The 23,243-nt window shown below is 49.2% G+C and carries 17 protein-coding genes; 9 read left to right on the forward strand and 8 right to left on the reverse strand.

Going from position 1 to position 23,243, the window contains the following annotated elements; all coding sequences use genetic code 11:
- Positions 1-4 precede the first annotated feature (4 nt).
- Positions 5-3,475: a SusC/RagA family TonB-linked outer membrane protein gene (locus ABD031_RS12140; protein WP_343851789.1), complete on the reverse strand. Its 3,471-nt coding sequence runs from the start codon at positions 3,473-3,475 to the stop codon at positions 5-7.
- A gap of 673 nt (positions 3,476-4,148) precedes the next feature.
- Here ABD031_RS12140 and ABD031_RS12145 point away from each other — a divergent pair.
- The 5 genes from ABD031_RS12145 to ABD031_RS12165 all read left to right on the forward strand — a co-directional run bounded on the left by ABD031_RS12145 (position 4,149) and on the right by ABD031_RS12165 (position 9,785).
- Positions 4,149-5,210 carry an aldose 1-epimerase family protein gene (locus ABD031_RS12145; RefSeq protein ID WP_343851791.1) on the forward strand — a complete coding sequence of 354 codons (1,062 nt, stop codon included), beginning with the start codon at positions 4,149-4,151 and terminating at the stop codon, positions 5,208-5,210.
- Between the two features lie 122 nt (positions 5,211-5,332).
- Positions 5,333-6,544, forward strand: coding sequence for a hypothetical protein (locus ABD031_RS12150; protein ID WP_343851793.1), 1,212 nt, complete (start codon positions 5,333-5,335; stop codon positions 6,542-6,544).
- A gap of 122 nt (positions 6,545-6,666) precedes the next feature.
- Complete coding sequence (locus tag ABD031_RS12155; protein WP_343851796.1) at positions 6,667-7,689, forward strand: sugar phosphate isomerase/epimerase family protein; 1,023 nt, start codon at positions 6,667-6,669, stop codon at positions 7,687-7,689.
- 195 nt (positions 7,690-7,884) lie between these two features.
- Positions 7,885-9,051: a Gfo/Idh/MocA family protein gene (locus ABD031_RS12160; protein ID WP_343851798.1), complete on the forward strand. Its 1,167-nt coding sequence runs from the start codon at positions 7,885-7,887 to the stop codon at positions 9,049-9,051.
- Positions 9,052-9,647: 596 nt separating this feature from the next.
- Positions 9,648-9,785 carry a hypothetical protein gene (locus ABD031_RS12165; RefSeq protein WP_343851800.1) on the forward strand — a complete coding sequence of 46 codons (138 nt, stop codon included), beginning with the start codon at positions 9,648-9,650 and terminating at the stop codon, positions 9,783-9,785.
- Between the two features lie 773 nt (positions 9,786-10,558).
- Here ABD031_RS12165 and ABD031_RS12170 read toward each other — a convergent pair.
- Both ABD031_RS12170 and ABD031_RS12175 read right to left on the reverse strand, forming a co-directional pair.
- Complete coding sequence (locus ABD031_RS12170; RefSeq protein WP_343851802.1) at positions 10,559-11,248, reverse strand: LytR/AlgR family response regulator transcription factor; 690 nt, start codon at positions 11,246-11,248, stop codon at positions 10,559-10,561.
- Positions 11,245-12,279, reverse strand: a complete 1,035-nt coding sequence (locus ABD031_RS12175; RefSeq protein ID WP_343851804.1) for a sensor histidine kinase — start codon at positions 12,277-12,279, stop codon at positions 11,245-11,247. Before ABD031_RS12175 ends, ABD031_RS12170 begins: the two co-directional genes overlap by 4 nt.
- Before the next feature lie 186 nt (positions 12,280-12,465).
- On the opposite strand from ABD031_RS12175, the gene ABD031_RS12180 reads away from it, so the two are divergent.
- Entirely contained in the window at positions 12,466-14,835 is a 2,370-nt protein-coding gene (locus ABD031_RS12180; RefSeq protein ID WP_343851806.1) for a TonB-dependent receptor, read from the forward strand.
- A gap of 315 nt (positions 14,836-15,150) precedes the next feature.
- Positions 15,151-15,594: an arginine deiminase-related protein gene (locus ABD031_RS12185; protein WP_343851808.1), complete on the forward strand. Its 444-nt coding sequence runs from the start codon at positions 15,151-15,153 to the stop codon at positions 15,592-15,594.
- Between the two features lie 112 nt (positions 15,595-15,706).
- On the opposite strand, the gene ABD031_RS12190 is transcribed toward ABD031_RS12185, so the two are convergent.
- Complete coding sequence (locus ABD031_RS12190) at positions 15,707-16,591, reverse strand: energy transducer TonB (RefSeq protein WP_343851810.1); 885 nt, start codon at positions 16,589-16,591, stop codon at positions 15,707-15,709.
- Between the two features lie 205 nt (positions 16,592-16,796).
- Complete coding sequence (gene purB, locus ABD031_RS12195; protein ID WP_343851812.1) at positions 16,797-18,140, reverse strand: adenylosuccinate lyase; 1,344 nt, start codon at positions 18,138-18,140, stop codon at positions 16,797-16,799.
- A gap of 384 nt (positions 18,141-18,524) precedes the next feature.
- On the opposite strand from purB, the gene ABD031_RS12200 reads away from it, so the two are divergent.
- Both ABD031_RS12200 and ABD031_RS12205 read left to right on the forward strand, forming a co-directional pair.
- Positions 18,525-19,628 carry a 2Fe-2S iron-sulfur cluster-binding protein gene (locus ABD031_RS12200; RefSeq protein WP_343851814.1) on the forward strand — a complete coding sequence of 368 codons (1,104 nt, stop codon included), beginning with the start codon at positions 18,525-18,527 and terminating at the stop codon, positions 19,626-19,628.
- Positions 19,629-19,640: 12 nt separating this feature from the next.
- Positions 19,641-20,129, forward strand: a complete 489-nt coding sequence (locus ABD031_RS12205) for a hypothetical protein (RefSeq protein WP_343851816.1) — start codon at positions 19,641-19,643, stop codon at positions 20,127-20,129.
- Positions 20,130-20,197: 68 nt separating this feature from the next.
- Here ABD031_RS12205 and ABD031_RS12210 read toward each other — a convergent pair whose 3' ends face one another.
- The 3 genes from ABD031_RS12210 to ABD031_RS12220 all read right to left on the reverse strand — a co-directional run bounded on the left by ABD031_RS12210 (position 20,198) and on the right by ABD031_RS12220 (position 23,169).
- Positions 20,198-21,124, reverse strand: a complete 927-nt coding sequence (locus ABD031_RS12210; protein ID WP_343851818.1) for a DUF4097 family beta strand repeat-containing protein — start codon at positions 21,122-21,124, stop codon at positions 20,198-20,200.
- Between the two features lie 19 nt (positions 21,125-21,143).
- Positions 21,144-21,962, reverse strand: coding sequence for a hypothetical protein (locus tag ABD031_RS12215; protein WP_343851820.1), 819 nt, complete (start codon positions 21,960-21,962; stop codon positions 21,144-21,146).
- 163 nt (positions 21,963-22,125) lie between these two features.
- Positions 22,126-23,169 (reverse strand): hypothetical protein, encoded by a 1,044-nt coding sequence (locus ABD031_RS12220; protein WP_343851866.1) that lies wholly within the window; start codon positions 23,167-23,169, stop codon positions 22,126-22,128.
- Positions 23,170-23,243 lie beyond the last annotated feature (74 nt).

Raw genomic sequence — 23,243 nt, forward strand, 5'->3', positions numbered from 1 at the left:
ACGATTAGAAAGTGACATTCAGATTGAAGCCCATATTTCTGGTGGAAGGCATCTCGCCGTAGGCAAAGCCCTGTCCATTGCCACCTTTGTTGTCCACTTCAGGATCCATGTGTGGATGGTTTTTATACAGGATGGCTAGGTTTCTGGCGATGAACGTCAGCTTCATCGACTGAATGAAGTTGTTTCCGAGGAAACGCTGCGGGAAGCTGTATCCTAAAGTGAGCTCCCGGAGCTTCACGTAGGTGCCATCAAAGACCCCTGCTTCGTGGTAGGTTCTCGGATTTTGCGAGTTCCAAAAGGTAGTAGCATTGACGACCACGTCGTTTGTGACGTATACCGGCTCTTCATCTGATCCGACATTCATAACACCAGCTCCGATTACACCTTCCTCACGTCCAGCGGCAGTTTCTGCATATTGGCCGGTTTTGCGCGCCAAGCCGGTACCGACATCAAAGATGTCACCGCCCATTTTGACATCAATCAGTGTAGAGATTGAAAAGCCTTTGAGGCTGAAGGTGTTAGAAAATCCTCCGATCCAGTCAGGCTGAATGTTTCCCAGTGCGTAGGTGCCTTCTTCCAAAACAGGTAGTCCGTTCTTGTAGATAAGGTCACCGGCTGGACTTCTGAGGTATCTGCGGCCGTAAAGCGTACCGTACGGTTGACCGACTCTCGCTTCGGAGGTTAGACTGTTTTGTGTGCCCAGGATGTAGTTTTCCAGTCCCTCAGCCAGCTCTACTACCTGGTTTCTGTTTCGGGCAAAGTTCAGTGCAAGATCCCATTTCAGTCCTGAAGGAAGCTGTAGCGGACGAGCGGTGAGCATCAACTCGATGCCTTGGTTGGTAATTTCACCGGCGTTTAGGATCTGACTGTTGTAGCCTGATGCGGTAGAGATGGAGACGGCTAGGATTTGGTTGACCGTGGACTGGTGATAGTAGGTCATATCCAGTCCCAGTCTGCCTTGGAAAAACCGCAGGTCCATTCCGAGTTCTTTCCCAGTGGTGATTTCCGGCTTCAAGTTTCGGTTCGCTATTTCCTTTGATTCCGTGTAGGTAGGAGTTGTTCCTGCCCAAAGTCCCATAGAGGTATAGACTTGGTTGAGCTTATACGGGTCTGCTGAGTTTCCAACCTGCGCTATGCTTCCTCTGATTTTTGCAAAAGACAATACATCGGAAGAAATGTTGAACATGTCGGTGATCACTGCGCTGAGCGCCATGGATGGGTAGAAGAAGGAGTTGTTGTCCACAGGCAGCGTACTCGACCAGTCATTTCGCCCAGTGATATCCAAGAAGAGGTAGTTTTTGAATCCAAGTTGAGCGGAGCCAAACACACTGTTCACGACTTGCTCGCTGGTTTCGCTGGATGGTGTAGTCGGACTGGCATAATTGCCGAGGTTGTACAGCCCATCGATGGTCAGCTCGCCGACGTTGACCTGAGTTCTCTTATAGCTGTTGACCCGGTTGATGGCGCCTGTTTGTACTTTGATCGAGAAATCCGGGGAGATTTTTTTGTCATAGGTAAGAATCACGTCATTGTTGGTTTCCTGACTACGAAGCGCAATCTCCTGGTAGGAACCCAATCTTCGGACATTGTTTTTGGTCAATTCCACGCCCGTTACGTTTTCTCTGAGGTCAGACCAAAAATCCGTACCGCTTCGCAGCAACACGCTGAAGTTCTCATTGATTTCGTAGTTCAAAGCGATGTTGCCGACGAGGCGATCCTTCTCGTTTGCATTGGTATAGTTTTCCTGATAGAAGAAGGGGTTGGAGAAGTATTCGTGCTGCCAGTTGGCATAGGGGTAAGAGTCTCCTGGTCGGAAGGTCGCTGCCTGCGTCTCATAGTAGTCTTCCCAGTTTTTCAGTTTGGTGTAGTCAGAGTGGCGATGCGCCCAGATGAAATCCTGGCTGCTGGAGAAGTTTCTGTTGTCAGATCCGGACTTGATGTATTCGGCGTTTACCATCAACTGCAGCTTAGGCGTAAACTTATAGGAGGTGTTAAGTTTGAAGTTGTTTCTCCAATAGTCATTGTTCAGCATGATGCTGGTCTGATCCATTTTACCAACTGACAGTCGGAAGCTTCCCTGCTCGTTTCCACCAGACAATGCGACATTGAAGGTTTGCGTGCCGCCGGTTTCCCAAAAATCCTCCCAGTTGTCAGGTTGAGGAGTAAGAGCGACCTTTTCTGGCGCAGAGTACCAGAGCGGCACCATTCGCCCATCCATAGGAGCACCCCAGCTTTCATCTACACCCGCAGTACCCCGGATACCGTCCGCATCAAATCCATTTCGCCCGTCGACGTACCAGGTACTATAGCCAGCCCCACCACCGTAGGTGTTTTGGAAGTCTGGCTTGATCAGTGGGTTGTCCCAAGTCATGTTGGTGTTGAATTCCAGACCGATACCTTTGGCGCCTTCTCCATTTTTGGTGGTAACCATGATGACGCCGTTGGCGGCTCTAGACCCGTAAAGTGCAGCAGCCGTAGCGCCTTTCAGGACGTTGATTTCTTTGATATTGTCAGGATTGAGTTCGGAGAGCCCGCTGCCATATTTCTTGGAGGAACTTTGCTCCAAAGGCACCCCATCAACAACTACCAGCGGTTCGTTGTTGCCCGCCACGGAGGAAGAACCCCGAATGACAATGTGAGATCCACTACCGGGACTGGAGTTCCCCGTGATCTGCACGCCTGCTACCCGACCGGAAAGTGAGTTGGCCACATTCGCGGATCTTGCCTCTGCCAACGCATCGCCATTGACGCTTTGGGTCGTATAGCCGAGCGCTTTCTTGTCTCTAGCAAGACCAAATGCCGTGACCACTACTTCGCTCAGTGCCAAATCGGAGGGAGCCAGAAAGATGCTGTATTCAGATTGGGAGCCGATACTGATCTCCTGGGTAGTGAATCCGATAAATGAAACAACCAAGACGGGATTGGGAATTGATTCGTCAAAACTCAGGGAGAACTTTCCGTCGAGGTCAGTCACCACCCCGATGTTGGTGCCTTTGATGATGACACTCGTGCCAGGAATTCCCATCTCAGTGTCATCAAATACGATCCCCTGAACTGTTCGCTCTGCAGCTGCGACCACGTTGGCTACCGCACGGGAAGCCTGACTGCTCGGTCTGGAAGCGGTCTGCGGTGCGGTTCGTTTTTCGGGAAGCTCAAAGTTTCCAGAGCCTTTTTTGTTATGAACCTGACTTCCTTTGAGAATTCGTTCTAGATTTTCCTCTACAGTCAGCTGAGCTTTGACAGTAGCGGGCGGCGCTTTTTGCGCGTCCGTCAAGTCGGACGGATATGCGTTGGAGATCGAATAGAGTTCCTCCAGATCTCTGAGTGCGGATTCCAGTGTCCTAGAATCTAATGGCTGGTTGAGGCTGCTGCCTTTGGCCAGATGGTGGGCTGCTTGACCGTGGGCGGAGGGTGGGAGCACAAAGGCCCCTGCCAGACCAGCCACCAGCATGTAGTGGGTAAATTTTGAGAGCATAGATCGATTGGTTAGTGGTTAGAATGATTATTTGAAAGGTTTTGGGAGTATTGTTAATCATTCTGCCTCGTCCGTTAGGACCTGACTTGTCGCACTATATCTTTTCCCAAACCGTCTGTTCGGGGCATTCTCTCTACTTAATTTACTGTTGATTATTTCTTGCGAAGGGAGGGGTTTAATTCGATCGCATCTTTTGATTGCATTGCAGTCGATTCGTGTATGGAGTTCCCTGAATTGTTGAATATCCTTTTCTCATTACGCTCAATGACGGACGTTAAGATGTGGTGAAAATGGTAGATCTTCGTTTTGCGAAGAAATTTTAAACAGGGGTAAAAACTTTCTTGAATAGAATTAAAAAATATCATATTGACAAATATTGGTTTGAAAATTTAATGAAAATGATAAAATAAATGTAAAAAGTGTAAAGTATGGTTTATCGATTGGGTGGCGATCGGTATTGACTTTCGGAATATTCGGCTCCTCCTCAGAACAATGTGGAATTCCGCTAAAAACTGATTTTGATCTGAAATCCCGCTATTTTTTGATTAATGGCATGAGGTCCTTACTCAATTTTTTTAACTTACTCGCAAGCTTTCAAGGATTACCCATATACAGCAGGATAGTCTCAGAAGGCCTTTTTTATAGGTTTAACCCTATTCTTAAATTCCCTGAAATGAATCTTTCCGACCAGGTAAACTGGAAGCATAAACTGTCCAATTCCCACCAACTTGGTGGTATAGAAACGTCCACAGTAGACAACGGAGCGGGGAGGGGAGCTCGGATTGCCTGGGTTAATACCGGGACTGGCCTTCGCTACCGGCTAGTTTTGGATCGGGGAATGGACATTTTGGATGCGTTTCACAACCACTACAGCCTAGCCTGGATATCGCACGCAGGGATGACTGCCCCACAGCCGTTTTCCAACCAAGGGATCGACTGGCTTCGCACGTTCGGAGGCGGACTGCTGACTACCTGCGGACTTTCTAATGCCGGAGGACCAAATACCGACGAGAGCGGTTCTCGAGGACTGCATGGCAACTATTCCAATTCCCCTGCTGAACTTATCTCTATCCGTCAGCCGGATATTCATAGTGGAGACCTGAGCTTTGAGCTAGTGGCCAGAGTCCGAGAGACGACGACATTCGGTCCGAGTTTGGAGATGCTTCGTTCGATCTCGGGGACTATTGGAAGCGCAGAGATACGTATCAAAGACACGGTGACAAATCGCGGAAACTCATCTGCGCCACACATGATTCTCTATCACATCAATTGCGGCTGGCCGCTGATAGACGATGGAACGAGGATTGTCTGGAAAGGCAACATAATGCCAGAGGGGAATCCTGGCACCTGCACGCATGTCGGGACGGATTTCAATCGCGAACACAAGTTTACCCGCTGCGCGCCGCCGCTGGATGAGCATAGCGGATTTGGTGAGGATGTAGCATGCATTGTTCCTGAATCGGACGAGGTCGTTTGTGGCTATGCCAACGATGAACTGGGATTGGGACTAAAAATCACCTTCTCCAAAACTCAAATGCCTTGGCTGATCAACTGGCAGCATTGGGGGAAAAACGAGTACGTGACTGCATTGGAGCCGGCGACCCATCCACCGGTTGGACAAGCAACAGTCCGTGAAAACGGGACATTGATCCTCCTGAAACCTGGAGAAAGCAGGACGTATGATCTGAAGCTGGAAGTAATGACTGGGGAGAAAGTAAAGGAGTTTAAAGGGTAAAAAGTAGGGGGTGTCAAGTACTAAGTATCAAGTAAGGTGAGCCCGACTACGATAGTAATTGTCAACATCGAACACCGAATTTTGACTAGCGAATTTCGAATATCAAATAACCTAACAATACCATGAGTTTAGCTAAAAAGGCCCTGGAGCAGGGCGAAGGAATACTGAGATTGACTCCGACCTGGGTACCGCGTTCTTTTTGCGTACCAGGAAGACGGATCAAACTACATCCTGACGACTATTATGCCCTCGGTGGCATGCGTGGCGGGATTGACGAACGTTGGTTTTCATCCACCACTCCGGCCGAAAATGGCCCACTGACTTCGAAGAATGAAGGGCTTTCTCACGTGGCTTTCGAAGAGGGCGGAAAGACAGAAACCTTCCTTTTGAAGGATGCCATCAACGAAATCGGCGCGGAGATCATTGGATCCAGACTTTGGGACAAGTACAAGTCTTGGCCGATGTACTCCAAGTTTTTTGACAACATGGGACCGCTGCCGCATCACATTCATCCAAGCGACGAGTTTGGCAAGCTGACCGGACAAAACGGCAAGCCCGAAGCCTACTATTTCCCTCCGCAAGTCAACAATCACGGCGGAGATTTTCCTTACACCTTCTTTGGTATTGCTCCGGGAACGAGCAAAGAGACTATTCTTCAATGTCTGAAAGACTTCAAAAAGGGCGACAACAAGATCACAAACTATTCTCAGGCGTTCCGCTTGCAGCCCGGCACGGGTTGGGATGTCCCTCCTGGGATGCTTCATGCGCCGGGTTCCCTATGTACTTATGAGCCTCAAAAGGCTTCAGATATATTCGCCATGTATCAATCACTGGTGAATGAAGCGATTATTCCTGAAGAACTCCTTTGGAACGCATGCCCGAAAGAGCGGTGGGGTGACCATGATCTCCTGGTCGAGATGATCGACTGGGATCTGAATGTGAATCCGAACTTGATGGACAACCACTACATGGAGCCAAGGCCGGTAGAATCTCAGGAGAAAATGCATGCGGCGGGCTATCATGATGCTTGGATCTGCTATCGTTCCCGTGATTATTCGGCAAAGGAACTGACGATTTTCCCAGGTCAGACGGTGACTATCACCGACAGTGCGGCTTACGGGATGATCATGATGCAGGGCTACGGCAAGATGGGCGTGTGGGACATAGAGACTCCTGCGCTGATCCGTTTTGGTCAGTTGACACATGACGAATATTTCGTGAGCGAAGCCGCTGCTCAGGCGGGGGTGAAGATTACCAACCTTTCCAAAACCGATCCGATCGTTATGCTGAAGCACTTTGGACCTGACAATCCGGATTTGGTCGTTGGCAAATAAGATTGAAGACGGAAGACCGGAGACGGAAGGAAAGACTGATGTCCGGTCTTCCGTCTCAAAACATCGGTCATCTGACACCCCACATCTAACAAAACAACCCTATAACTTAATAACCTCTAACTATGAACAATTTCCCAAAACTGCATAACGCCACCTGGCCGGGCTTGGTCGGAAAAGGACCGGATTCTGAACCCGTGATTCCATTTGACACCTTGCTAGAAATGACAGCTGCGGCCGAAGTCGGCGGGGTTAAATTCGACGGGATTGATGTCGGTCTTTTGGAACCACATTTTGACCTGAACAATCCTGACGATCCCAAAAGGCTGGCGGACAAAGTTTCCAAGTATAACCTAAAAGTTGGCTCCCTCGTGGCTCCGATCTGGGCAGGAAATGCCATGGGTACTGCAGAACAACGTGCAACTTTCGTTGACATGGTCCGCAAATCCTGTGAATTTGGCCAAAAGCTGAAAGAGCTGGGAGTTCGGGATTACGGCGTCGTTCGGATCGATTCGGCTGCCGGTGTACATGACTGGGCCAAAGACCCGGTGGGAAATACCAAGCTGATTGCTGAAACTTTCCGCGAAGCGGCCGATTTAGCAGCGGGTTTTGGAGAAAAGTTGGCCGCCGAAGGTGAAATCTGCTGGGGTGCCATGCATAGCTGGAAACACATGGTGGAGCTGCTGGAGATGGTAGATCGCAAAAACGTAGGCTTCCAAGCCGACATGTCGCATACCTTCTTGTATACGATGGGCTACAATGCTCCCGAGCATAGAATCCTCCCCGGAGATGCAGATCTAAAAGATCGCGATGCGGTGAAAGCTGCGTTGAAAACTGTCACAGACGCACTTCGTCCTTGGACTATTGACTTCCATGTCGCGCAAAACGACGGATCGGTATTCGGTTCAGGTTCTCACGACAAGACAGGACGTCACTGCCAGGCCACTGATCCAAATGGCGTTTTGGACATCGCTCATGATGCAGGTTACTGGTTGCGGGATGAAAACGGGCAATTGACCAAAGCTTTCCAGCACCTCTGCTGGGATGGCTGCATGTTCCCCAACCAGGTGATGAACAACCAACAAACCTGGAATGACATTCTCGCTGCGATGGTCAAAGTAAGAGAGGCGCATGGCTGGAAAGGGTGAGAGGTGAAAAGTTGCGGTCGTCGCGAGGCACAGCCTGCCCTGATGAGTCGGGGAAGAGATCTTTCTCTTAAGGGCGTCGACTCCGCTCAGCCTGACAATCCAACGATCTTGAAGTTTTGCTACTTTCCAAGCCTCCGTCCAATTTTCCAATCCGCCACGGCGGACAATTACTTTCAATTTTAAAATTTTCCAATTATGAGCAATAAAAAACTAATTCGAGTTGGTCTAATCGGCACAGGGCTGATGGGGCGCATCCATACTAACGGGTACAAGCGTGTGCCTGATTTTTTCTCCGAACAAGAATATCAACCCGTCCTGCAGGCTTGCTGTTCCCGACGTGAAGAAAAGGCGAAAGCCTTTGCTGAGCAATGGGGCTATGCCTCCTACGAAACCGACTGGAAGCGAATCATCGAGCGGGACGACATCGACGCGGTGGACATCTGTACGCCTAACGATTCTCATGCCGAGATCGCCATCGCCGCAGCGAAAGCAGGCAAGATGATTCTCTGCGAAAAGCCGCTGGCAAGAACCGTTGCCGAAGCCGAAGGGATGCTGAAAGCGGTCGAGGAAGCCGGTGTGAAAAACACCGTTTGGTACAACTATCGGAGAATTCCGGCCGTCACCTTGGCCAAAAATATCGTGGCTTCCGGCAAGCTGGGTCAGATTTTCCACTACCGAGCTAACTTCCTGCAAGACTGGACGATCAATCCTGACCTCCCTCAAGGGGGGGATGGCACTTGGAGATTGGATGTGGACGCTGCCGGTTCCGGGGTGACCGGTGACTTGCTTGCGCACTGCGTGGATACGGCGATGTGGATCAACGGGGGCATCAAAGACGTCTCGGCTGTGACCGAAACCTTCATCAAAGAGCGGGTGCATACCACGACCGGTGAGAAGCAAAAAGTCGGCATCGACGATGCCTGTATCTTCCATTGTCACTTTGACAACGGTTCCTTGGGGCTTTTTGAAGCGACTCGCTATGCCCGCGGTCACAAGGCGCTTTACACGCTGGAGATCAACGGCGAGCATGCATCAATTCGCTGGGATTTACACGATCTGACCCGTTTGGAGTACTTCGATCACAGCGACGAAGGGAAAGTTCGCGGCTGGAGATCGATCCACGTCACCGACGGAGATCATCCATACATGCACCGCTGGTGGATTCCGGGGACATCGATCGGATACGAGCATTCATTCATCCATCAGGTGGCGGATTTCTTCCTTAGCCTGCAGACTGGCGAACCTTGCCATCCGACCTTCAGAGATGCCTTCGAAACCCAAAAGGTTTGCGAAGCCGTCATCGACTCAGCCAATGACCGCACCTGGAAAGACACCGGTGTAGAGTGGGTGGAGAAGGTTTAGAGTTTCGGGTTAGAAATTTGAAGAAGTCCAAGTCGAAAGATTTGGACTTTTTTTATGGAATTTCTGATATGCAGTTTTTTAGGCGAATTATACATTCATGAGGATAGAAAGACGTAGATGCAATGTACGCCTAGGCGCCGCCCTTATCAGAGTTAAGGTACGACTACGTTCAGACGGGGAGGGGTATTTCAAATTAATCAATTCGGTGATTTTCACAAGCAGGATAACTGATTTGGCTGGATTTTTTGTCTTCCGAGCTAGTGCCATCCGCACGTAAGATCGGTAGAAAGAAGGCACCGATTTCAGGAGAGTACCGTAGGTACGATAGATTTTTGGATTGGTAATGTGTCGCGCCGACGGAGCTCTAAAAACTTATGGTAGCTTGGGGTTTCTACAAAGTAGCGCACGTACAGGATTACGTTGCTTGAGCGAAGGAGGTAGAATAAATTAAATACTTCGACTCCACTCAGTCTGAGACGCGCGACATTCCGACCTTCGGTCGCCATGAGTGTCTCCCTTCCCGGATTTGTTAGGGGCAATACACACAGATTCAAGTGAGTGCAGAAATTTACTCGGGCGGTGAAAATTTAAGAAAGATGGATTTATTCAAAGCCAATTCTCCTTTTCTCTCTGGTTACACCTCTTTGCGTTCCTTTGCGACTCGACTGGGTTCGGAGAAAACGCGATTGTTCGGTAGGGCGCTGGGCGGAATCCTCGACACTTGTCGGGAGTAATTCCACCCTCCTATCAGAGCCGATTTGCAATCGGTCGCGAATTACTCCCAACTACTGTGATTCATTAGGATAGAAAGCCGTAGATGCAATCTGCCCCTAGGCACCTCCCTTATTGGAGTTGAGGTACGACTACGCTCAGACGGAGATTTTCGCAAGTAGGAAACTAATTCGGTTGGATTTTTTGTCGTCCGAGCTAGTGCCATCGGCACGGAAGATCGATAGAAAAGAAGGTGTTGTTTCAGGCAAGTGCCGTAGGTACGATAGATTTTTGGATTGATAATGTGTCGCTCCGATGGAGCTCTGAGGCATTTGGTAGATTGGTGTTTTCTACAAAGGTGTCGCCCGTACCGGACTTGGTTTTTCGATAACCTATTGATTTCTTTGCCGCGGTGAGTGTCTCAAGACTACAGGTATAAAGCAGTCAATCTAATTTTGAAAAGTCTCTGATGATTGAAAAGCTAACCCAAAGGTTTGTGTCAAGAATGATTCTGCTATCCTTTCTTCTATTATCGTCTGCTTCTCACCAATTCGACCCCATTGGGGTCGGGGAATAATGTGTTGTTTGATTCCCCCGGTTTCACCGAGGGTTATTGAAAAGTTTGACCACTTCGTGGTCTTTTGATTGTAACCGACCATTAATAGGAAACGAGTCTTGATTTTATCTCGGATCTGTCTGAAATCCGACCCCGAAAGGGGTCAAACCTTGAATAGCCGTGGGTCGCAACCCACGGCTAGAAGAATGTCTGTCAAATTCCCCAAGAGCGCGAAGGGTCCTACCTCAGATACTTCTCCATAAAGTCATCCTTATACGCCCGGCCGAGGGGAAGTTGGGTGCCGTCGTGGAGGTAGAGCGTGTTGCCGCTGACCTTCTCGATCTGGTGGATATTGACCAGGTAGGACTTGTGGACGCGGAAAAAATCCCAGCCCTCCAGCAGTTCGATCCACTTTTTCAGGGATTCGGAGGAGAGGTGTTTTTTGTCCTCAAGATAGATTTCGCAGTAGTCCCCGTCCGCCGCCAGGTAGAGGATGTCCTCAAAGGCGATGCGGATATGCTCATACCCGATCTTCACAAAATGCTCCTTGCGGGCGGGAGTGGATGGAGAAGGGCTTTCTGGCCGGGGACGGCGGACTTTGGATACGGCCTTCAGGAAGCGCTCAAAGGAAAAAGGCTTGAGGAGATAATCCACCACGTCAAGCTCATAGCCTTCGAGGGCATAATCGGAATAAGCTGTGGTGAGGATCACTTGGGGCTTTTTGGTCAGGGTTTTCAGCAGGGCGATGCCGCTCAGTTTGGGCAGATTGATGTCCAGAAAGATCAGGTCCACGGGATGTTGCTCCACGTAGGCCATTGCTTTCATCGGATCTCCAAAGACCTCCAAGAGCTGCAGCATGCCCTGATCCTCGATGTACTTGCGGAGGATGCGCTGGGCAGGTGGCTGGTCTTCGATGATCAGGCAGTTCATTGCGTTTGGAGTTGGATTTGAAGTGAGACGCGGTATTCCTGGTTGCTTTTTTCGATGTGTAGCTGATGTCGCTCGGGATAGAGGAGGGTCAGCCTTTTTTTGACGTTTTCGAGGCCTATGCCGTTGCTTTCCCCTTCGGGAAATTCATTGGGCTCAAAGTTGTTGACACAGCTGAAATGGAGCTTTCCAGACTCATCCACGGAGAGGGACACGGAGATTCGGATTTCGTCAGACTGGCCCGACTGGCTGTGTTTGAAGGCATTTTCCACAAAGACGTTGAGGATCAGCGGGGCGATCTGGTAGTTGTCGCTGACCTTGCTGGTGGTGAAATCCACCGCACCACGTTCCTCGATCTGGAGTTCGTAGAGCTGGATGAAGTTGCGGAGCTGCTCGACCTCCTTGAGCAGGGGGACGAAAGGCTCCCGGCACTCGTAGAGCATGTAGCGAAGCATGCCGCTGAGTCCGAGGATGAGTTCCGGGGTCTTGGGCGACTGCTCCACGGCGTGGGAATAGAGGTTGTTGAGGTTGTTGAAGAGGAAGTGCGGGTTGATCTGAGAGTTGAGGAAGGAGAGCTCGCTGTCCTTGACCATGAGCTTGAGCTCGTCGATCTCCCGCTGTCGGTGGATGGAGTCCCAGGCAAATTTCACTCCCGTGAGGGCTCCCAGCACAGACAGCACCTCGCCTAGGCTCAGGATGGCGCCCTGAAAGTCCGAGCCTCGGGTGTCGGGGAAGAAGATCTTTTCCAGGACAAACTCTTCGATCAGGATCACGGCCACCACGATCAGCAGGCAGTAGATGCCAAACTCCAGATATCTTTTTCTGTAAAGGAAGCGGGGCAGCAGCACATAGCCAATGAGCAGGTTGGCGCAGACGTAATTGGCGAAGAATGCCAGCTGGAACCATTCCAGCTCGTAGATCATCTGTCCGTCTTTGTGATCGATGATGACAAAGTGAAATACGGTCAAATGGAGAATGATCTGGAAGATCCACTCTTGTTTGGCGGAAGTAAGGCTGCGGGACTTGGAATCCATGGGCTTAAAAATAAAGGAGAAAGCGGCATCGGTACTAATCCTGCGGACGAACGACTGCTTTTTCGGGTCAAACGACCCAAGAGGCCCAGCGCTGTTGTTTGTCAGGAAAGTCCCGTCGTTCGTCGATTATATTTTTTAAGGTAGGTATTCCTCTCCAATTTCGGGATGTAATCAAAACCCTCCGTAATGAGATTTTCACTGATATGTATCCTATTTTTTGGTTTGGGGCTGGGCACTGCCTTTTCGCAGCGCGTAGAGATCACCGGCAAGGTGGTCCATGCAAAGACCCAATCCCCCATCGAGTTTGCTACCATCAAGCTGCTGGACAAAAGCAGCGGAGAGATGCTGGCCGGCACCACCACCCAGCCGGATGGCACGCTCTTGGTAGCGACCGAAAACCGCAACTTTACCATGGAGGTCAGCTTCATGGGCTTTATTACTCAGGAGTTTTCTGATTTTGAAATTCAAAGAAACCAAGTGGATCTTGGTACCATCGCCTTGGAGGAAGACACCAAACTCATGGAAGAAGTGGTCGTGCGGGGAGAAAAATCCACCACGGAATTTCAGCTGGACAAGCGGGTTTTCAACGTAGGTCAAGACCTCAGCAGCACCGGGGCCAGCGCTCTGGATGTGCTCAACAATATCCCTTCGGTCAATGTCAATATCGAAGGTCAAATCCTGCTCCGGGGTACCGGCGGGGTGCAAGTCCTAATCAACGGGAAGCCTTCTGTGCTGACCAGCGACGGGGGTAATGCCCTCGGAACGGTGACCGCCGACATGATCGATCGGGTGGAAGTGCTGACCAATCCCTCGGCCAAATACAATGCAGAAGGAACCTCGGGCATCATCAACATCATCCTGAAAAAAACCGAAAAGCGCGGGGTCAACGGATCGGTGACGCTGAACACCGGCGTGCCCAACAACCACAGCTTGGGCTTTTCCCTAAACAAACGAACGGACAGGTTTAACCTCTTCAGCCAACTGGGTGTGGGCTACAGGACCATGCCAGAGGACTTTGAGACGCTCAACCAAAATCTCATCGACGGAACCGAGGTGCACAGCCTTGGTGAGGCGGAGAAGAATGAGAAGTTTTTCAACCTTATCCTCGGTACCGACTACTACATCAATGACCGAAATGTGGTCACGCTTTCGGGTAACTATGCCTTTGAAGGCGAGACGGAATACTCCAATGGGGCCTATAGCTCCTTTGATGCCTCCCAGGTGATGACCTCGGGCTGGAACCGGCTCGAGACCACCGAGGCCACCAATCCCAAATGGCAATATGAGTTGCAATACAAAAGCGACTTTTCCGACAAGGACGACCATTTTCTCCTGCTCAGCGCCATGGGGAGCTCCTTTGCCAAAGACCAGCTGTCGGACTTTGACAACTCGCCGACTTTCGGTGACGGCGCCCAGACGCAGCGGCAGCAAGCCGACAATGACTTCGCTCAGGCGGAGTACACCTTCCAGGCGGACTATACCCAGCCTTTCGGGGAAAAATTCACCTTGGAAACAGGAGGGCAGTACTTCATGAGTACCGTGAAAAACAACTATTCGATCTCCGATTTTGAGGATGGCAACTGGGTGGTCATACCCAATCTCACGAACGACTTTTACTATTCCCAAAATGTCTTGGGCCTCTACGGGACTGGTGCCTATGAGGCGGATAAGTTTGGGTTGAAGCTGGGCCTGAGACTGGAAAATACCGACCTGGAGACGGAACTGGAACAGACAGGAGAGGTCAACAAGCAGAACTTTACCAATGCCTTTCCCACCGTGCATGCTTCCTACAAGGTTGCCAAAAACTTCTCCCTGCAGGGAGGCTACTCGAGGAGGATCTCCAGACCGAGGTTCTTTGACCTGAATCCCTTCTACAACATCCGAAACCCCTACAATGTCAGCACCGGTAATCCCAACCTGCTGCCGGAGTACACGGACAGCTACGAGGTGACGACGATCTATGACCATAGCCTGTTTTCGCTCAGCGGCTCCATCTATCACCGCTACATCACCCAGACCATCGAGGATGTGACCACTGTGGAAAATGGTGTCAACATCACCAAGCCCATGAACATCGGTACCAATAATGTGACTGGTTTGGAAGTGAACGGAAAGGTGGCCCCAAGCGACTGGTGGTCGATCAATGCCGACTTCAACTACAATTACTTCGACCGAAACGGTACCTGGGAATCCACTCCCTTTGACTTTACCTCCAACCAATGGTCAGGTCGCGTGACTAACAAGTTTGAGCTGCCGGCGGACTTTACGCTGGAAGTAGTGGCTGACTACCGATCGTCTTACCAGACTTTTCAGCGTACCAACAAGGGCTATGGCATGGCCGACCTTGGCATCCGCAAGAAGATCATCAACGGTAAGGTCATCGTCAACCTGAGCGTGCGGGACGTGTTTGCTTCGCGGGTGACGGAGAGCGAGAGCTATTCCCCGGACTTCAACCAATACAGCTTCAGGCAGCGTGGCCGCTTTGTGACCTTTGGCATCAGCTACGGCTTTGGCAAGGGCGAGGCCATGGAGTTTAGCGGGACAAAAAGACGTTAATACAGCCAATCAAGTTAGCCAGGGAGTTGGTCCTTGAGATTTCCGGGGTTTTGCTCTAGAATCATGGTAGAGGGCCCCAGCCATACCGCCGCCGTTGCCTACATTCTGGCATCTCTGGAGGGCTGAAACTGATGGGATAGTGATTTTTCCTTCGTGCGACCGTACTTGTCCAAGACCGAACCTTATCCCGACTTCGGCGATTCATTTCTAGCAAAGTCCCTCCGCTCGTCTTCGTAGTGAAATCTTCGCGGCTGTCCAGTACGCCGATTTGGGTAATTTTCCCTAGCTACATCGCTTCCCCAAAAAACCATAATCATGAAAAATCCTTTGGTTAGCCTTACGATTTTTCTCCTGTTTTTTGCCACGCTCTTGGTTTCCCAAGTTCAACAGAGCAGCCTGGATCGCCCAAACTTTATCATCATCTTCACCGATGATCAGGGCTATGGATACCTGGGGACTTTTGGCCACCCGACGATCAAGACTCCGAATATCGACCGCAGGGCGGCTGAGCGCCAGAGACGTCAGGAATCCCTCACCCAATCTGGCAAAAAGCTCATTCCCATCTCCCTGATGCAGAAACTCAACTTTGCCGGAAATATGCTGGAAGTGACAAATGACGGTGGGGAGCGCTTTGCCGTGATGTCGCAGGCGGCGCTTTATTCACTCGGCCTGGGGCAAATCCAGCAAATCGGAAAGCACAGCACGATCATTAGTACCTCCATTTCCACCATCGAAAAATCAGGTGGTGGCAGCGCATGATGCATGATGGCGGAGATTTTTTTGCGAAGATTTAGTTGACAAAGAAGGCAGCTCATCGGCTGCCTACTTCGTGGGGATTCAACTTCTCTCGCGTGTTTGACTCAATATGGCGTTATCGAAGATTATATAGTGTTTCAAATAGCTTGTAGTTCCAAGAAAGAAGGTACTTTTCTTTTGGCCCCTTGTTAGCTTTTATATCCATCAATTTTAGATTTGAAAATACGGTTTTGGTATAAATAAACTCAGGGTCGTTGTGGTAAGTTTTGATGATGATAGGAATGTACATTCTCACACTTTCGCGCTTTCCGTTTTTTATTGCCGGTGTCCATCGTATGTTTTTGCTCGTTAGCTCGGTTATGAGATCAATCTCAAAATCATGACCCGAACTAACCTCTACTACATAGTCATCTGTTTCTCCATTTTCATCAATGGTGAAGCTTATGAGACTGTATGAGTCCGATGGAGCGGATTGGAGAGATTGTCTCAAAACGTCAAACAAGGTGAATTGATAGACTAAATTGCTGCTCAGGCAAAGTGGAGGCGTGTCCAATTTTGAATCGATCGTGTCGCTCCCCTTGACTATGGGATAGTTTGTTGCAGATAAGTCATCAAATGGAATTACGTGATAGGATTTTGTTTCGAAAGGACCGTTGATCAAAGTTCCTTTTTCCCACCTTATCGCATCCCGCAGTGTGGCGGAATTCCATGAGATTACACTGTCTTTGGTAAAGTCATATTCAAATTCGAGATCTCCCATGGAGTTGAAATAACTCCATTTTCCAGATGCTTTCGAATGATCAAATTGCCCTTGTATAATTACTTGGTCTTTGTAGAATAGTTCATATGGGCCGTCTTTGATGGATTTATCCGACTTTATTACTTCATATCTTTCGCTAAAGTGATCAGTGATATTGCTTCTTTTTTTATTCTGAGTTTGACTATAAGAGAGATGTGATATTAGAAGGATGGCCGTTGCCAGATAGTACGGTGTTTTCATTGAATCGAATTTTCATCTTGGGCTTGGAAGCGATTTCGGTTTTCTTGGCTTATTATTGGTAAAAATAGGAGAGTTGATTTCCGGTTTTTTATAGATCTATAGACTCAAATGTGTCAACGCAAAAATGGCCATAGACACGAGATTGGTTTATAGCCATTTTAGAAGATGATAGGATCAGCTTGGGGTGGTATGCCAAGTTGGCAAATTAGATCCCTGTGTAGTTAAACGGAGTAATCTGATCCAACTCTAGTTTCAAAGCATCGGAGATCGGCAGGTTTGCGATAAATTCGCGGATCGAAGTTTCGGTGATTTTTGTATTGGTTCGGGTCAGATCCTTGAGGGCTTCGTACGGCTTAGGGAAGGCTTCCCTTCTCAGGATAGTCTGTATTGCCTCTGCGACTACGGCCCAGTTGTCCTCTAGGTCGGCATCGATCGCGGCGCGGTTAAGTTCGAGCTTGCCCAGACCTTTTTGCAGCGATTCCAAGGAAATCAGCATATGTGCCAAAGGAACTCCGATCACGCGCAAAACCGTGCTGTCTGTGAGGTCGCGTTGCAGTCTGGAGATCGGAAGTTTGGCTGCCAAGTGCTCCAAAAGCGCATTCGCTATGCCGAGATTCCCCTCTGCATTTTCGAAGTCAATCGGGTTGACCTTGTGCGGCATCGCGGAGGAACCGACCTCACCCTCTTTGATTTTTTGTTTGAAATAATTCATTGCCACGTACTGCCACACGTCCTTGGAAAGGTCAAGCAAGATGGTATTGATTCGCTTGAGTCCGTCAAAAGTCGCGGCAAGATTGTCGTAGTGCTCGATTTGTGTGGTAGGATAGGAGCGTTCCAATCCGAGGAAATTTTCTACGAAGGTGAACGCAAACTCGTTCCAGTCCATGTCGGGATAGGCAACTTGATGCGCATTCATGTTTCCCGTGGCTCCGCCGAATTTGGCGGAATGGGGAATCTGCTCCAATAGTTCGAGTTGGTTTTTTAGTCGGACCACAAAGACCTGGATTTCTTTTCCCAATCGGGTAGGGGAGGCGGGTTGGCCGTGGGTTTTTGCCAGCATGGGGATATCGCTCCACTCCTCAGCGAGGTCGGTCAATCGCTCGATTACCTCCCCTAAAAGTGGTAAAATGACCTCTTGAAGTCCGTTTTTCAACATCAACGGAGTTGCCGTATTGTTGATGTCTTGAGAGGTCAATCCGAAGTGAATGAATTCCTTGTAAGGCTCCAATCCCAATTGGTCAAACTTTTCTTTCAGGAAGTATTCCACCGCCTTTACGTCATGGTTGGTGGTGCGCTCGGTGGTTTTAATCCACTCCGCATCGGCCAGGCTAAACTTCTTGACGAACTCGCGAAGCTTGGGAAACAGGGCATGATCAAAGTCCGCAAGTTGCGGCAGAGGCAACTGGCAGAGTGCGACGAAGTATTCCACTTCCACGTGTACGCGGTTTTTGATCAGGGCAAATTCGGAGAAAAAAGCGCGCAAGGAGGCCGTTTTGTCGGCGTAGCGTCCATCTACCGAAGAGACGGCTGTCAGAGCATTTAATTCCATTCTGGGTTGATTTGGCAAGGCAAAGATATTTTGGGTCCGATTTTCGGAAGCGGCAAAGTTAAGCCATTACCCTCAAAATCGGGATTTCGGCGGAATTATTATCGGAGCCGGACAAACTTACTTTTCTCTTTTGGGGTTTAAACCGCATTATGCATTAGAATTTCTTTTATGACCTAAAATTGCTTTAAAATCAGGTGCTTCGCTTTTGTCCACTAGTTTACCATAGCGTTGCAATACCTCAATCTCCAAAAAGCCTGATTTCTTTGTCATTTAGTCCCAAACGAAACCTAATGCGATGTCCAAATTTGAAATGGAAATTCCGGCGCGGATGCCGGTTTTCCCAGTTTTGGGCTTAATTTTGCAGCCAAATTACCAGCAATCAGAATGTTCAATTTCTTCAAAAAAAAGAAAGAAGAGGTAAAAGTCAATCCCTATTTGCCGCTTAAAGTCAGAGAAGTCGTCAGAGAAACCGCTGATACCATTACCTTGTATTTTGAGCAGCCTGAGCCGTTTTTGGAGTATAAGCCCGGACAGTTTTTGACCTTGGTGATGGAGTTTGAGGGCAAAGAGCAACGTAGATCCTATTCCCTATGTACCTCTCCCTTTGTAGATCCCTTTCCGGGGATCTCTATCAAGCGAGTACAAGACGGCCTTTTTTCCAACTTTCTCAATGAGAAAATCTTTCCGGGAAAAACCATCAATGTCTTAAAGCCACTGGGGCATTTCACCACGGATTTTCATTCCAAAAATCGTCGGCATTTCTTCCTGATCGCCGCAGGGAGCGGAGTCACCCCCATCATGGGGATTCTCAAGTCTGTCTTGGTCAATGAGCCCAATTCGATAATTACGCTGATCTACTGCAGTAGAAACGAAGAACAGATCATCTTCAAAGATCAACTTGGCCTACTCGAAAAAGCCAATTCCGAACGACTGAAAGTCATTCACAACCTTAGCCAGCCTTCCGAATCCTGGACTGGCCTGAAAGGGAGGCTTTCGGCAAATGTGCTAAGGGAGCTTTTTGCAAACGCCGAATATGAGCAGCGCTACGAAGAAGTCTATTTCATGTGCGGACCTGATGGGATTATGAACATAGCCAAGGAAATCTTGAATGAACTTGGCGTTGATAAAGAACGCATCCACCAAGAGAGTTTTTATTCGGCGGCGGCACACATCGCCCACGAGGAGGCTATTGCGGGGATTAGCCATGGGATTCTTTCCCGAGATGTGACTATTGTCCTGGAGGATGAGGAGCATCAGGTCACTGTTGACCCTTCGAGGACGGTGTTGGAAGCTGGACTTGCAGCAGGTCTGAATATGCCATATAGCTGTCAAAGCGGACTTTGCACCGCTTGTCGCGGTAAATTGCTGAGTGGTCAGGTGAAGATGGACGAGGATGCGGGATTGAGCGAGAAGGAAATCGCCGCCGGCTATGTGCTCTGCTGCGTGTCTCGGCCACTCACCGACGATATTAAAATCAACATCGAATAAACCTCCCCAATCTTGGAATTACAGGAAATACGAACTGTTTACCGAAGTACTGAAAGGCTCACCGTGTTGCTGCTGCTGTTTGCGCTGCCAGCATTTGCGGTGATATATCTCTATCAAGATGCCGGGCAGGTCGATTGGGGTTTGCCTCAATTGACTGGCGGTGTGGAATGGGCTTTGGCCGGGCTTGCTACGATGATCTTGATTGTTCATTACATGATTTTCCAGCGGGAAATCAAGACAACACTTACGCAGTCAGAGCTTCTTGAAAAAGTAAAGACCTATTGTCAAGCAACCCGACAACGCTTTTGGATTCTTTTTTTTGTGTCGCTGTTGGCTACGTTGGGATTGCTTCTGAGTCAAAATCCCGTTTTCACCTTGATCTTCGCCGTGACGATGGTCTTTTTTTCCCTAGGGAAACCCAGTCCCGATCGGATGGCTCGCTTGATGAAGCTGAAAAAAGAAGACCGGGAAACTATCAGAGAAGCTTCCCGGCCGGAATAAATTCGTAATTCGATGTTTGAATGTTGGGCTGAATCTCAAATTTCAAGCCTCAAATTTCAGATCAGTTTTCAATTCACGATGCTGATGTTGCCGGAGCTGATACTACCACGTACCCAAGGACCACTACCGTTTTCGATTTCGAGCGTTTTTCCGGTATTGATACCGCCAACTTTAAGATTGCCAGAGGAGGCTTTCAGCGAAAAATTAAATTCCTTCAAGTTGGATGGCGTCTGAATGTTGAAGTTGCCGGACGTGCCGCTGAACTTGGTGTTTTCTCCCAAGCCGGCATTGTTGGCCCTCATATTTCCTGAAGTGAATTGAAGGTAACCCAAGCTGCCGATATTGTTCATCTTAGCATTGCCAGAGGTGAGTTTGACGCTGAGCTCTCCGGTGATATCGTTGGCATCCAGCGATCCACTGGTCGACTGGTAGGAGACATCTCCATCGATCGAGTTGAAATTGGCATTGCCTGAAGTGACGCCTGCCTCTACGTTTCCAGCGATATTACTCACATTGAGATTTCCAGAACTCGCACGAATCGAAAGATTTCCAGCCAGGTTTGTAGCTGACAGGCTTCCGGAAGAGACTTTCAGATAGGTGTTTTCATTTTTGACATTTTCCACGGAGATCTTTCCAGAACTTCCGCTCAGTTCAAGTGCGATGTTTTCAGGGCCGGTGATATGGATGTGACCTTTGTTTTTAGAGTTCCAGTTGTAGTTGTTTTGTTTTTTGGCGTGGCTGATCTTCAGCACATCTCCGACAGTGACGAAGACGATATCCTGCTCGTCGTCATTGGATTCGAGATAGGCTTCGACATTGACCTCGGAGCCGGAGCCACCTTTGTAGGAGACATTGAGCCATCCGCTCTCCACCTCGATTTTCTTGATGCCCGGATAGGATTTGTTGGTGTCGACGATGACATTTTGGGCAAAAGCGGCGGAAGCAAAGAGCAGCAGCGCAAGAGCCAGCGATAATTTGGTGTAGAAGATTTTCATATCGTAAAGTTTTCTAAGTTTAGTTTACTCTGATGCCAAAGCTCATGGCTTGAAGTTCTGGGCCCAGTCCAGCTTGGAAAAGGTCGTTAAGATCATAGTTGAAAAACAACGTCACGTCGCCGATGCCGATTTCGGATCGGAGACCATAGCGAAAGTTCTCCACGTACATGTTGGATTTGGTGAAGTCTTTTTCCTTTTCGCCCTCGGATTCATAGACAAACTTGCCTCTTCCACCCAGTCGGAAGCCTGCATAGGCGCCTGCTCCGAAACGCATCTTGCGGTTGCTGGTAAGCACCGTCGGTATAACGGTGAGTGTGGCATAGGATGCTGAGATCTTGGACTTGATCGGATCAGCGTTTGGGTCGTCGATGACCTCGGTGTAGTCTACAAACTCCAGTCCGTCTGCAGTCTTGAGCGCGTAGATATTTTCATCTTCAAATTTGAAATTGTACCAGCTCACTCCAAGCGTAGATCTGAGGTGGAAGTTTTTGCTGGCTTTCCAAATTCCAGCAGACTGTAAGGAAACAAACCAGCTGCCCCAGGGCTTGACCTGCGGCGCGCCTTTATCCTCTGGCCAGATATTGATGCCTACCTCGGTCTCAAGGAAATTGTAGTCGAATTTGGAGGATTTTTCGGAATGGTAGTTAGTGTAATCTTCCTCGTCAATTTCCCATTCATAGGATTTGGAGCCGTCTTCGAATACGACGACCTTCCAGGATTTCCCCATGACCGTGTATTGTTTTTCTTTGGAAACGGTTTTGGTCGAATCCGTGCTTTGAGCAAATGCCCCTAGGGAAAAAAGCAGCAGCAAAGCCGTGGTTAGATTTAGGATTTTCATAGTTGGTTTGTTTTAAAAATGACTTGAAAAAGGGGCTGTCTCGTAAAGTGTCGCGCCACTGCGAGGTACGAAGCAGTCTTTTGGGTCACTAGAAAGAGATCGCTTCGTCATTCCTCCTACCAATGACGTCAACGCCACGGGACAGCCTCTTTTTGTTGGTTTATCAGAAAACTATCCCAAACGTGATCGGATTGAGCGCTGGGCCTTTTCCTTCCTGGAAGAGCTCGTTGAGATCATAGGTGGTGAAGAATTTCACCCGTCCAACTCCCAACTCCCCACGGACACCGTAGCGGAGGTTTTCTAGGTAAAGGCCTGTGGCTTCCTTGTCTTTATGACGGCCGGATCCGCCAAGTTCTTCATAGACATATTTGGATTGTCCTCCCAGTCGGTAGCCCACATAAGGGCCGGCCGCAAGTCGTATTCCTCTACGGCCCTGGTCGTTCATCTTACCAAAGTCAAGCTCAAGCAAGGTCATCGCAGTGAGGTAGGAAGAGGAGATTTTACTTTTGAATCCGTCCACGTCGGTGCGTTGGATAAACTCGATCGAGTCGTCACCGCGGACCGCCTGATAGTCTCTGTTTTCGAATTTGAAATTGTAGAAATGGAAGCCCAGGCCGAAATTCCAGTGGAAGCCTTTGGAGATTCGCTGGGAAGCCATCCAGTTGAGGCCAACCATCCAGCTGCCCCAGCCTTTGACCGCGTAGGGTTTGTCAGACGTAGGGAATCCGCCGTCTTCGAGGTAGTTGTTGATACCCAAGTCCATATTAAAGAAGGATCTGAACGGGGGATCCGAATTTTTTTTGGCACCTGTCTCGACTTTTACCCGGGTATTTTCACCGGATTCATCCACATAGACCCGGACTCCTCCGACATTGACTTCGGTGTTTCCTCCGTCTTCATAGACTTTGACGACTTCCTTGATTGTACCGTCTTTTTTTCTGATTTCGACGATAGTCATTTCACCGGTCTCTTTGTTTTCTTCGAGATCCAGTTCGCTGATGATCTGATTGATGTTCATCAGTTTTAGCTTTTCGAAGTCTTCCTTGGATTCCACGATGATGAGGACTTTGCCGGACTTGCCAAATTCGACGACTACGCTGTCCGACATGATCCGGGATTCGGTCAGGACGGGATTTTCTGTCAGGTCGGTAGCAAACGCAACCTGAACCACTGCCAACAGGCAAAACAAAAGCAGGTATTTTTTCATGTGTGTATAGTTGTTTTTTAAGGCCATTCCGATCGCGAAGGCTATCGGGATTTTCGGGAGGAATCTTGCGGGAT

The organism is Algoriphagus jejuensis, assembly GCF_039523455.1.
GTDB classification, from domain to species: domain Bacteria; phylum Bacteroidota; class Bacteroidia; order Cytophagales; family Cyclobacteriaceae; genus Algoriphagus; species Algoriphagus jejuensis.

Bases quoted from the DNA above. Each gene is read 5' to 3' on its own strand.
- ABD031_RS12180 (WP_343851806.1), top strand. From the start codon at position 12,466: ATGAGATTTTCACTGATATGTATCCTATTTTTTGGTTTGGGGCTGGGC.
- ABD031_RS12200 (WP_343851814.1), top strand. From the start codon at position 18,525: ATGTTCAATTTCTTCAAAAAAAAGAAAGAAGAGGTAAAAGTCAATCCC.
- ABD031_RS12155 (WP_343851796.1), top strand. From the start codon at position 6,667: ATGAACAATTTCCCAAAACTGCATAACGCCACCTGGCCGGGCTTGGTC.
- ABD031_RS12165 (WP_343851800.1), top strand. From the start codon at position 9,648: ATGGATTTATTCAAAGCCAATTCTCCTTTTCTCTCTGGTTACACCTCT.
- ABD031_RS12190 (WP_343851810.1), bottom strand. From the start codon at position 16,591: ATGAAAACACCGTACTATCTGGCAACGGCCATCCTTCTAATATCACAT.
- ABD031_RS12160 (WP_343851798.1), top strand. From the start codon at position 7,885: ATGAGCAATAAAAAACTAATTCGAGTTGGTCTAATCGGCACAGGGCTG.
- ABD031_RS12175 (WP_343851804.1), bottom strand. From the start codon at position 12,279: ATGGATTCCAAGTCCCGCAGCCTTACTTCCGCCAAACAAGAGTGGATC.
- ABD031_RS12140 (WP_343851789.1), bottom strand. From the start codon at position 3,475: ATGCTCTCAAAATTTACCCACTACATGCTGGTGGCTGGTCTGGCAGGG.
- purB (WP_343851812.1), bottom strand. From the start codon at position 18,140: ATGGAATTAAATGCTCTGACAGCCGTCTCTTCGGTAGATGGACGCTAC.
- ABD031_RS12145 (WP_343851791.1), top strand. From the start codon at position 4,149: ATGAATCTTTCCGACCAGGTAAACTGGAAGCATAAACTGTCCAATTCC.
- ABD031_RS12220 (WP_343851866.1), bottom strand. From the start codon at position 23,169: ATGAAAAAATACCTGCTTTTGTTTTGCCTGTTGGCAGTGGTTCAGGTT.
- ABD031_RS12185 (WP_343851808.1), top strand. From the start codon at position 15,151: ATGAAAAATCCTTTGGTTAGCCTTACGATTTTTCTCCTGTTTTTTGCC.
- ABD031_RS12170 (WP_343851802.1), bottom strand. From the start codon at position 11,248: ATGAACTGCCTGATCATCGAAGACCAGCCACCTGCCCAGCGCATCCTC.
- ABD031_RS12215 (WP_343851820.1), bottom strand. From the start codon at position 21,962: ATGAAAATCCTAAATCTAACCACGGCTTTGCTGCTGCTTTTTTCCCTA.
- ABD031_RS12150 (WP_343851793.1), top strand. From the start codon at position 5,333: ATGAGTTTAGCTAAAAAGGCCCTGGAGCAGGGCGAAGGAATACTGAGA.
- ABD031_RS12210 (WP_343851818.1), bottom strand. From the start codon at position 21,124: ATGAAAATCTTCTACACCAAATTATCGCTGGCTCTTGCGCTGCTGCTC.